This is a genomic window from Acidiphilium sp. (assembly GCF_049977125.1).
Taxonomy (GTDB): domain Bacteria; phylum Pseudomonadota; class Alphaproteobacteria; order Acetobacterales; family Acetobacteraceae; genus Acidiphilium.
The window spans coordinates 1-9038 of sequence record NZ_JBMFGY010000044.1; the positions used below are offsets into that span (position 1 = coordinate 1).

General features: G+C 62.3%; 10 protein-coding genes. All 10 read left to right on the forward strand.

The genetic code is table 11. The features are described from left to right. Window positions 1-274 (forward strand): hypothetical protein (locus ACP5E6_RS08885; protein WP_427953874.1); only part of this gene is annotated, 274 nt, incomplete at its 5' end. Window positions 275-352: 78 nt separating this feature from the next. Further along, the gene (locus ACP5E6_RS08890; RefSeq protein WP_427953875.1) at window positions 353-1072 is read left to right on the forward strand and encodes a PEP-CTERM sorting domain-containing protein; all 720 of its coding nucleotides are present in this window, start codon (window positions 353-355) and stop codon (window positions 1070-1072) included. A 309-nt stretch (window positions 1073-1381) separates the two neighbouring features. Then, the gene (purQ, locus tag ACP5E6_RS08895) at window positions 1382-2074 is read left to right on the forward strand and encodes a phosphoribosylformylglycinamidine synthase subunit PurQ (protein ID WP_427953876.1); all 693 of its coding nucleotides are present in this window, start codon (window positions 1382-1384) and stop codon (window positions 2072-2074) included. After that, on the forward strand, window positions 2074-4251 hold the full coding sequence (gene purL, locus ACP5E6_RS08900) for a phosphoribosylformylglycinamidine synthase subunit PurL (protein ID WP_427953877.1): 2178 nt from the start codon (window positions 2074-2076) through the stop codon (window positions 4249-4251). The genes purQ and purL overlap by 1 nt, the downstream gene beginning before the upstream one ends. A gap of 19 nt (window positions 4252-4270) precedes the next feature. Next, window positions 4271-4504, forward strand: coding sequence for a BolA family protein (locus tag ACP5E6_RS08905; RefSeq protein ID WP_427953898.1), 234 nt, complete (start codon window positions 4271-4273; stop codon window positions 4502-4504). Window positions 4505-4531: 27 nt separating this feature from the next. Beyond that, on the forward strand, window positions 4532-4882 hold the full coding sequence (grxD, locus tag ACP5E6_RS08910; protein WP_427953878.1) for a Grx4 family monothiol glutaredoxin: 351 nt from the start codon (window positions 4532-4534) through the stop codon (window positions 4880-4882). Between the two features lie 115 nt (window positions 4883-4997). Beyond that, a complete protein-coding gene (locus ACP5E6_RS08915; protein WP_427953879.1) occupies window positions 4998-6080 on the forward strand; it encodes a glycosyltransferase family 4 protein in 1083 nt (360 codons plus the stop codon). Between the two features lie 280 nt (window positions 6081-6360). Further along, complete coding sequence (locus ACP5E6_RS08920) at window positions 6361-7245, forward strand: hypothetical protein (RefSeq protein ID WP_427953880.1); 885 nt, start codon at window positions 6361-6363, stop codon at window positions 7243-7245. Between the two features lie 56 nt (window positions 7246-7301). Next, window positions 7302-8384 (forward strand): BMP family ABC transporter substrate-binding protein, encoded by a 1083-nt coding sequence (locus ACP5E6_RS08925; RefSeq protein WP_427953881.1) that lies wholly within the window; start codon window positions 7302-7304, stop codon window positions 8382-8384. Between the two features lie 2 nt (window positions 8385-8386). Beyond that, window positions 8387-9038: 2Fe-2S iron-sulfur cluster-binding protein (locus ACP5E6_RS08930; protein WP_427953882.1), on the forward strand; the 652-nt coding region annotated here is incomplete at its 3' end.

Genomic DNA, 9038 nt, shown 5'->3' on the forward strand with positions numbered 1-9038 from the left:
CGCTTTTCAATTCGCGGATGAGGTCGGCGCTCTTCATGATGCGCATTATACACACGTCCTCAGGCCGATCCAAGACGATTCAAAGCCACCAAACCAGATGAACAAGAGTTTTTTGGTTCTTTTTTGCAAAAAAGAACGGCTTGCTTTGGTGGGATGGCGGGGTGATGGGCGTGGCCTCGCGCATCGATGCGGCGGCTTCGTGCCGTATCGTGGGGTTATATTCAAGAAATCATATGTCAGGATTCTTTACACTAACGCGATGGTAGAAATATAACCATCTGATATTCCTTTATTTTTTGATTGGCATCAAACATGCATCGTAACGAATTACCGTTAACCAGGGAGATTGATTTTGAGACGGATTTTGTTATCGACGGCCTTCACGATCGGCGTTTTGGCGGCATCCACGGGTTTGGGCTTTGCGCAGAGCAATGACCCGCCGCCGAGTGGGGCGATTCTCGATCTTGCCGGGCAAACGATTCCGCATGGGGCGGCGCAGCTCTATTCGGTGAATTTCACGGCGGCGCTTGCTGACACCGCGATTACGTTCGCCTTTCGTGATGACCCTACATTCATTAGTTTTTCGGACCCGTCGCTGGTCGATGTGACGAGTTCGAGTGGCAACCTTCTGCTCAATCCGAGCTTTACGGCCGGAACCATCACGAGCAGTGGGAATCCCTCGACGCCGCTCGACTGGAGTTACGCCAATCAATACGGGGCACTCGCCGGCGGTGTTGTGGAAAATTCCTGCGGGGCGCTGTCGGGCAGCAATTGCTGGCATGATGGTGCCATCCAGGCGTATGACGCGATCAGCCAGACGGTTGCGACCAGTGTTGGCAATACCTACACGCTCAGTTTTTATGTGTCGGAAAACGGTTCCCTTACCAATTTTTCCGACCTGAGCACAAATGGCGACATAACGAATAGCAGTGGAAACGGTGTTGATGTTCTGGCCTATGCGCAGGCGGGGCTGCCGCCGGCAAACGTGCCTGAACCGGGTTCGCTGGCCCTGCTTGGCACCGGGCTTGTGGCTCTTGGTCTCATCCTCAACAGGCGCCGGACGCGTGGCTGATCCGGCGGTGATCTGAGGTTCTGGCGGGGGCGCGACGATGGGGTCGCGCCCCTTTGCGTTTCGGCGCGCGTGTCGCCGGCGGAGAAGCGGCCGGAGGGATCGGGGATAGGGTCGCGCATGGTGATATCCCCATCGGTAGGCCGGTTTGCGGATTATGTGTTGATGCGTCGGTCCAGGACCGTGCCACAGCGCAGGCATAGATTATCAAGAGTTTTTTGGTTCTTTTTTGCAAAAAAGAACAGCTTGCTTCCTTCGGCTTGCCCTCAGCCGGCGGGCAGGGCAAGACGCGCGGGACGGAGGCCCTTATTCATGCAAGCAGGCATCATTGTTTTTCCCGGCATCAATCGCGAGCGCGATATTGCGATGGCGTTGGAGGGGAGTTTGGGGCGCAGGCCGCGGATGATCTGGCATCGGGAGACGGATTTGGCCGGGGTTGATCTGGTGGTGATACCGGGCGGGTTTTCGTATGGGGATTATCTGCGGTGCGGGGCGATGGCGGCGCAGTCGCCGGTGATGCGGGCGGTGGCGGACCATGCGGCGCGGGGTGGGTATGTGCTGGGGGTGTGCAACGGGTTTCAGATTTTGACCGAGGCGCAGATGCTGCCGGGTGCGTTGCTGCGGAATGCGGGGCTGCGGTTTTTATCGATGGATTGTCATTTGCGGGTGGAGCGGGCGGATACGGTGTTTACCGGGCAGTATCGGCGCGGGCAGGTGTTTCGCGCGCCGATGGCGCATGGCGATGGCAATTATTTCGCGGATGACGACACGCTGGATCGGCTGGAGGGTGAGGGGTTGGTGGCGTTTCGGTATGCCGATGCGGCGGGTGGTGTGACGGGTGCGGCGAATTTGAACGGGTCGGCGCGGGGGATTGCCGGGGTGTTGTCGGCGAATTTGCGGGTGTTGGGGTTGATGCCGCATCCGGAAAATCTGGTCGATCCGCTGATGGGCGGGACGGATGGCAAGCCGCTGTTCGATAGTTTGGCCGCGATTGGGGTGGCGTGATGGATCAGTTGGTCGATGCGGCGCTGGCGCGGAGTTTCGGGCTGTCGGGTGAGGAGTATGAGCGGGTGCTGGCCATTATGGGGCGCACGCCGAGCCTGACGGAGTTGGGGATATTCTCGGTGATGTGGTCCGAGCATTGCTCGTACAAATCATCGCGGGTGTGGCTGAAGACGCTGCCGACGACAGCGCCTTGGGTGATTCACGGGCCGGGCGAGAATGCCGGGGTGGTGGATATCGGCGAGGGGTTGGCGGCGATTTTCAAGATGGAGAGCCATAACCATCCGAGTTTCATCGAGCCGTTCCAGGGTGCTGCGACCGGGGTGGGCGGGATTTTGCGCGATGTGTTCACCATGGGGGCGCGGCCGATCGCGAATTTGAACGCGTTGCGGTTTGGTGACCCTTCGCTCGCGGTGACCAAGCGGGTGGTGGATGGGGTGGTGCGCGGCATCGGCGGGTATGGCAATTGCGTGGGTGTGCCGACGGTGGGGGGCGAGACCAATTTCCATCGCTCGTACAACGGCAATCCGCTGGTCAATGCGATGACGGTGGGGATTGCGGCGCAGGACCGGATTTTTCTCTCGGCGGCGGCGGGGGTTGGGAATCCGGTGGTGTATGTGGGCTCGAAGACCGGGCGCGATGGGATTCATGGTGCGACCATGGCTTCGACCGAGTTTGCCGCGGATTCCGAGGAGAAGCGGCCGACGGTGCAGGTGGGTGACCCGTTTATTGAAAAGCTGCTGATCGAGGCGTGTCTCGAATTGATGGCGACGGATGCGATCGTTGCGATTCAGGACATGGGGGCGGCGGGGCTGACCTCGTCTTCGGTGGAGATGGCGGGCAAGGGCGGGGTGGGGATCGAGCTCGATCTGGACGCGGTGCCGCAGCGCGAGGCGGGGATGAGCGCGTATGAGATGATGCTGTCGGAAAGCCAGGAGCGGATGCTGATCGTGATCGATCCGGCGCGGGAGGATATGGCGCGGGCGATTTTCGAGAAATGGGAGCTGGATTTCGCGGTGATCGGGCATATTACCGATACCGGGCGGATCGTGGTGAAACATCGGGGCGTGGTGGAGGCGGATATCGCGCTCGATCCGCTGGCGGAGCAGGCGCCGCTGTATGAGCGGCCGTATGTCGAGGCGGCGAAGCCGGTGGCGCTGGGGGCGGTGGATGATCCGGTGGGGATCGGGCCAGCGTTGCTGCGGTTGATCGGGTGCCCTGATCTGGCTTCGCGCAAGTGGATCTGGGATCAGTATGACGGGACGGTGGGCGGGCAGACGGTGAAGCGGCCGGGCCAGGCGGATGCGGCGGTGGTGAAGATTCCCGGCAGTGTGCGGGCGCTGGCGCTGACCACGGATTGCACGCCGCGGTATTGCGCGGCGGACCCGGAGGCGGGTGGGGCGCAGGCGGTGGTGGAGGCGTGGCGGAATATCACCGCGACCGGCGGGGTGCCGTTGGCGGTGACGGATAATCTGAATTTCGGCAATCCGGAGAAGCCGTTGATCATGGGGCAGATTGTCGCCGCGATCCGGGGCATGGGGGCGGCGTGCCGGGCGCTGGATTTTCCGGTCGTTTCGGGGAATGTGTCACTTTATAACGAGACCGAGGGGGCGGGGATTTTGCCGACGCCGGCGATCGGCGGGTTGGGGGTGATTGCGGATGCGGCCAAGGCGGTCGGGATTGCGCTGGTCGCGGGGCTGGATTTGGTGGTGGTCGGGGCGACGCGGGGGGAATTGGGCCAGTCGCTGTGGTTGCGCGAGGTGCTGGGGCGGGAGGATGGTGCGCCGCCGGCGCTGGATTTCGACGTGGAACGGCGGAATGGGGCGTTCGTGCGGGGGTTGATCGTCGCGGGCGTTGTTGAAGCCTGTCATGATGTGTCGGATGGCGGGTTGCTGGTGGCGGTGGCGGAGATGGTGCTGGCGGGCGGGGTCGGGGCGGCGCTGACGCTGGTGCCTGAGGGTCACGCGCACGGGTTCTGGTTCGGGGAGGATCAGGCGCGGTATGTGCTGGCGGTGGCGGATGGGGCTTCGGTGATCCGGGCGGCGCGGGAGGCGGGGGTGGCTGCTGCCATGCTGGGGCGGAGCGGGGGCGATCGATTGACACTCCCGGATGGCACCGCCATATCTGTGGGGGAACTGCGGAGAGTGCATGAAGGGTTTTTCGCGCGCTGGTTCGCTTGATGTCCCTGAGGGTTTCACCATGGCCATGTCGGTTGCCGAGATTGAGCAATTGATCAAATCCGCCCTGCCGGATGCACGGATCATTGTGGAGGATCTGGCGGGGGATGGCGATCATTACGCGGCGAGCGTCATCAGCGAGCAGTTTCGCGGAATTTCGCGGGTGCGCCAGCATCAGATGGTGTATGCCGCGTTGCAGGGCCGGATGGGCGACGCATTGCACGCGTTGGCGCTGCAGACATCGGCGCCCGACTAGGCCGCAACTCGATTTAGGAGAATGACGATGAGCCAGACCACCGACAATCCCGCCTTTACCGCGATCAAGGCGAGCGTGACCGAAAATCCGGTCATGTTGTTCATGAAGGGCACCGCGATGTTTCCGCAATGCGGGTTTTCCGCGCGGGTGGTGCAGATTTTGACGCATTGCGGGGTGCCGTTCAAGACCGCGAACGTGCTGGACGATCCTGAATTGCGGGACGGGATCAAGGCGTATTCGAGCTGGCCGACGATTCCGCAGCTTTACGTGAAGGGCGAGTTCGTCGGGGGCTGCGATATCGTGACCGAGATGTATCAATCGGGTGAATTGCAGGCGCTGTTCGAGCAGAACGGCATCGGGAAAACCGCTGCGACCTAAACGCTTCAGCTTCGTCACTGACGAGCTCCCGAGATCCGGTTCCGCCGGGCATCTTGCCTATAATCACGCGCTGATCAGTCATTTGGCGGCGCGGGGGCATCGGGTTGATTTGTGGTTGACGCGACCGCGACTGGCGATGCCGGTCGTGCGGATGGCGAAGGCGGGACCGTTCAACCGGGTTGCCGGGCCGCGATTGCTCGACATCGGGGGATTTCTGGTCGCGACCGAGCCACGCGCGGTGGCGGCGGCGCTGGGGCGGGTGGTTCTGCCGGGCGGTATCCTGCGCAAGGCGCGGCGGCAGGGACGCAATGACGTGACGCTCGGCGCCTTCATCACCGCCGATGAGGCGGCATGGATCGCCACACGGATCGCCGCCGACCCGCCGGATGCCATTTTGATCGATACGATGTTCCGGGTGGGCTTGCTCGATCAGGCGGCGCTGGCGGGGGTGGCTTCGGCGGTGATCACCCATGATCTGTTTCATCGCCGGCACGCGGCGCTGAGCCTCGCGGGGTATCGGGTCGAGCCGCGGGAATTGTGCCGGGGCGATGAGGCGCGGCTGCTCGACCGGGCCGGCGCGATCGTCGCGATCCAACCCGAGGAAGCCCGGATTCTGCGGGAGATGTGCCCGGATCGCCCGGTGGTCACGGTGCCGATGCCGGCGGCGGCGCTGCCACGGCCAGCCGGGGTTGAGCGCGATCCGGATCGGCTGGTGTTCGTCGGCAGCGATAATCTGCCTAATCTTGATGGGCTGCGCTGGTTTTTCGAGGCGATCTGGCCGGGGTTGCGCGAGGCGCGGCCCGCGATCGTGCTGGATCTGGCGGGGGATTGCGGCGCCGCGATCGGGGCGGTGCCGGCCGGGGTGCGGCGGTTGGGGCGGATTGCGGAACTTGCGCCGGCGCTGCATCGCGCGGCATTGGCGATCGCGCCGCTGCGGACCGGATCGGGGTTGAAGGTGAAATTGCTCGATTACGCGCGCCACGGGTTGTGGACGGTGGCGACCGGCGAGGCGCGGGCGGGACTGGCGAGCGATGCCAGGCCGCCGGTATTCGTTGCCGATCAGCCGGCGACGTTCGGCGCCACCATTCTGGCGGCGCTGAGCCAGCAGCCCGAAGAGGCCGATGCGTTCGCCTTCGTGCGCAAGCACTATGCCGCCAGCCAGATTTTTGCGCCGCTGACCGATCTGCTCGACGCCTGACGGCGCTGACCGGCGCCTTGCGGAGGTGCGGGCGCGGCTGCGATCGGCTTCCGCCGTTCGCGCCCATAAAATATGCAATTACTGAGAGCGAACGCATAATCTGACTTATATTTAGGCGTTGGCAGGCCTGCCGCTTGGGCATCGCGTGCCGTTTTTGCGTACAGATGCAAGAAATCGGATCGTTTTCGGCAACGCGATGGTGATGGCATGAAACGTGCAGAACGGGTTGCTCGGTGGCGTGCGCCGCCGTTTCATTGGTCTCTCACCCGGGGTTTATGTCATGAACCGAATTTCAGCCTGTCTTGTGCTTGCCCTCATCGCGTTCGGCGTCCCTGGGATTGCCCAGGCCGATCCGCCGGGAATCGAATGGCAGAATATTTATCTCAGCTATCGCTATGTCGGCGCCAACAAGCAGCCCGGCAACGCCAATGGCGCGAATGTGCCTGAAAACGCCGTCAATATTTCCTATTCGAACGGCTGGACCTACGGATCGAATTTCGCCAGTTTCGATTTCGAACAGTTCGGCCAGGGTGATCCTTCGGTCAATGTCACGGGGCGATCGACTCTGGGATCGGCGGAGTTTTATGGCGTGTTCCGCACCACGCTGAGCGGCAACAAGATTTCCGGCACGCATGATTTCGCGTTCGGGCCGGTTGCCGATGTCGGGTTGCGCCTTGGCGGCGACTACGATGTTCAGAACGACCAGTTCGGCTCGTACAAACGCCTGCTCGTCGCGGGGCCGGAGTTCGATTTCGCCGTGCCCAAGGGGTTTCTGCTCGCCGCGATCGAGGTGACGCATGAATGGGACACCAATGGCTATGAGGGCGAGGGCGGTGCGACGAGTTTCAATGTGGCGCCGGCGCTTGAAACCGCGTGGTCGCTGCCGTTTTCGGTCGGGCCGGTCGATCTGAACTTCACGGGGTATGCCAATGTGATCGGACCGAAGGGGCGGGGCTATGCCGGGGATTTCTATCATCGCACCGAGGTTCTGGCGCATCCCAAAATTCTGGTCGATGTTGGTCATCTGGTCGGGTTCGCGCCGAATAAACTGGTGGCCGGGGTTGGCTATGAATACTGGCTGAACAAATTCGGTGATTATAAACCGGCGTTGCAAGGCACCCAGGAACACGCGGTGTTTCTGGAAGTGGGTTATAATTTCGATTGAAGGCGTGGACAAAGCCATCGATAATGCAAAAAATTCAACAGGAGCACCGAATGATCATGATGAAGCGACGCTCGTTCAACACCAATCTCGCCCTCGGCACGGCCGTTCTGGCGGCACCCGCGATCGTGCGCGCCGCCGCCGACAAGCCGGTGAAGATCGGGTTTGTCTATATTGGTCCGGTCGGGGATTTCGGCTGGACCTATCAGCATAATATCGGACGGTTGCAGGCGGCGAAGCATTTCGGCAAGGCGATCGAAACCACCTATGTCGCCAATGTGCCCGAGGCGCCGGAGTGCCAGTCGGTGTTCGAGGATCTGGCGGCCAAGGGCAATCAGCTGATCTTCGGCACCTCGTTCGGCTATATGAATTATATGGTGAAGGTCGCCGCGCAATATCCGAAAATCAAATTCGAGAGCTGCACCGGTTACAAGCAGGCCGCCAATCTCGCGACCTACGACATTCGCTTCTATCAGGGCCGCTACGTTCAGGGCGTGATTGCCGGCAAGATCTCGAAAACCGGTGTCGCCGGCTATGTCGCTTCGGTGCCGGTGCCGGAGGTGGTGCAGGGGATGGATGCGTTTCTGCTCGGGATGCGGAGCGTCAATCCGAAGGCGCGGCTGAAATTCGTGATGATCGACAGCTGGTATGACCCCGGCAAGGAAGGCGATGCGGCGAAGGCGCTGATCGATCAGGGGTGCGATGTGATCACGCAGCACACCGACAGCCCGGCGCCGTTGCAGACCGCGGCGGCGCGGCATATTCCCGCCTTCGGCGAGGCGACCGACATGATCAAATTCGCGCCGCACGACCAGTTGACCGCGATCGTGAACGAGTGGGGCGGTTATTATATCCAGCGGATCGGCGAGGTTCTGGCCGGCACCTGGAAGACCGAGAACACCTGGGGCGGCTTTCATTCGGGCATGTTGCGCATGGCGCCGTTTCGAAACATGCCGCACAGCACGGCAGAGCTTGCGGCCCGGACGGTCGCCTCGATCAAGGCAGGCAAGAACAAGGTGTTCGTCGGGCCGCTGACCAACCAGGCCGGCCAGGTGTTTCTGCCGGCCGGCAAGGTGATGGATGACGGCACCCTTTCCGGCTTGCAGACTCTGGTTGCAGGTATTCAGGGCAAGCTCGCCTAGTCATGGCCGACCAGCCGATCCGGTTTTACTGTGACGGTCAGGTGCATCAGATTGCCGACCTGCCGATCACGTATACCCTGCTCGACTGGTTGCGCGATGTCGCGCACCGCACCGGCAGCAAGGAGGGCTGCGCCGAGGGGGATTGCGGGGCGTGTACCGTGATCGTCGCGAATTTGGCCGAGGCGGGCGAGGTGGGCGGGATCAGGCGGGGGGATCTGGTGTTGCGCCCGGTCAATGCCTGTATCCGGTTTTTGCCGACCCTGCATGGCAAGGCGGTGATCACGATTGAGGATGTGCGCCGGTTGGCCGGCGGTGCGCTGCACCCGGCGCAACAGGCGATGCTCGATGGCCATGGATCGCAATGCGGGTTCTGCACGCCGGGTTTTGTGATGTCGCTGCTGGCGCTGTATCTGGCCCATCAAGACGATCGCGCGCCGCCCGGGCGGCGGGCGATCGCCGATGGTTTGGCCGGAAATTTGTGCCGCTGCACCGGTTATCGGCCGATCCTGGATGCCGGTGAGCGCATGTTCACGCTGCCGGTTGTTGATTTCGACACGGAAACGATCGCGGCGGCGTTGCGCGGGATCGCGCGGGCGGTTGCGTTGCGCGGGATCGCGCGGGATGATTTTACCTATGCGGCGCCCGATCCCGCCT

What these genes read in the sequence shown, in the direction of transcription:
- ACP5E6_RS08920 (WP_427953880.1), top strand. Translation starts at nt 6,361, where the DNA reads ATGAACCGAATTTCAGCCTGTCTTGTGCTTGCCCTCATCGCGTTCGGC.
- grxD (WP_427953878.1), top strand. Translation starts at nt 4,532, where the DNA reads ATGAGCCAGACCACCGACAATCCCGCCTTTACCGCGATCAAGGCGAGC.
- purL (WP_427953877.1), top strand. Translation starts at nt 2,074, where the DNA reads ATGGATCAGTTGGTCGATGCGGCGCTGGCGCGGAGTTTCGGGCTGTCG.
- ACP5E6_RS08905 (WP_427953898.1), top strand. Translation starts at nt 4,271, where the DNA reads ATGGCCATGTCGGTTGCCGAGATTGAGCAATTGATCAAATCCGCCCTG.
- purQ (WP_427953876.1), top strand. Translation starts at nt 1,382, where the DNA reads ATGCAAGCAGGCATCATTGTTTTTCCCGGCATCAATCGCGAGCGCGAT.
- ACP5E6_RS08925 (WP_427953881.1), top strand. Translation starts at nt 7,302, where the DNA reads ATGATGAAGCGACGCTCGTTCAACACCAATCTCGCCCTCGGCACGGCC.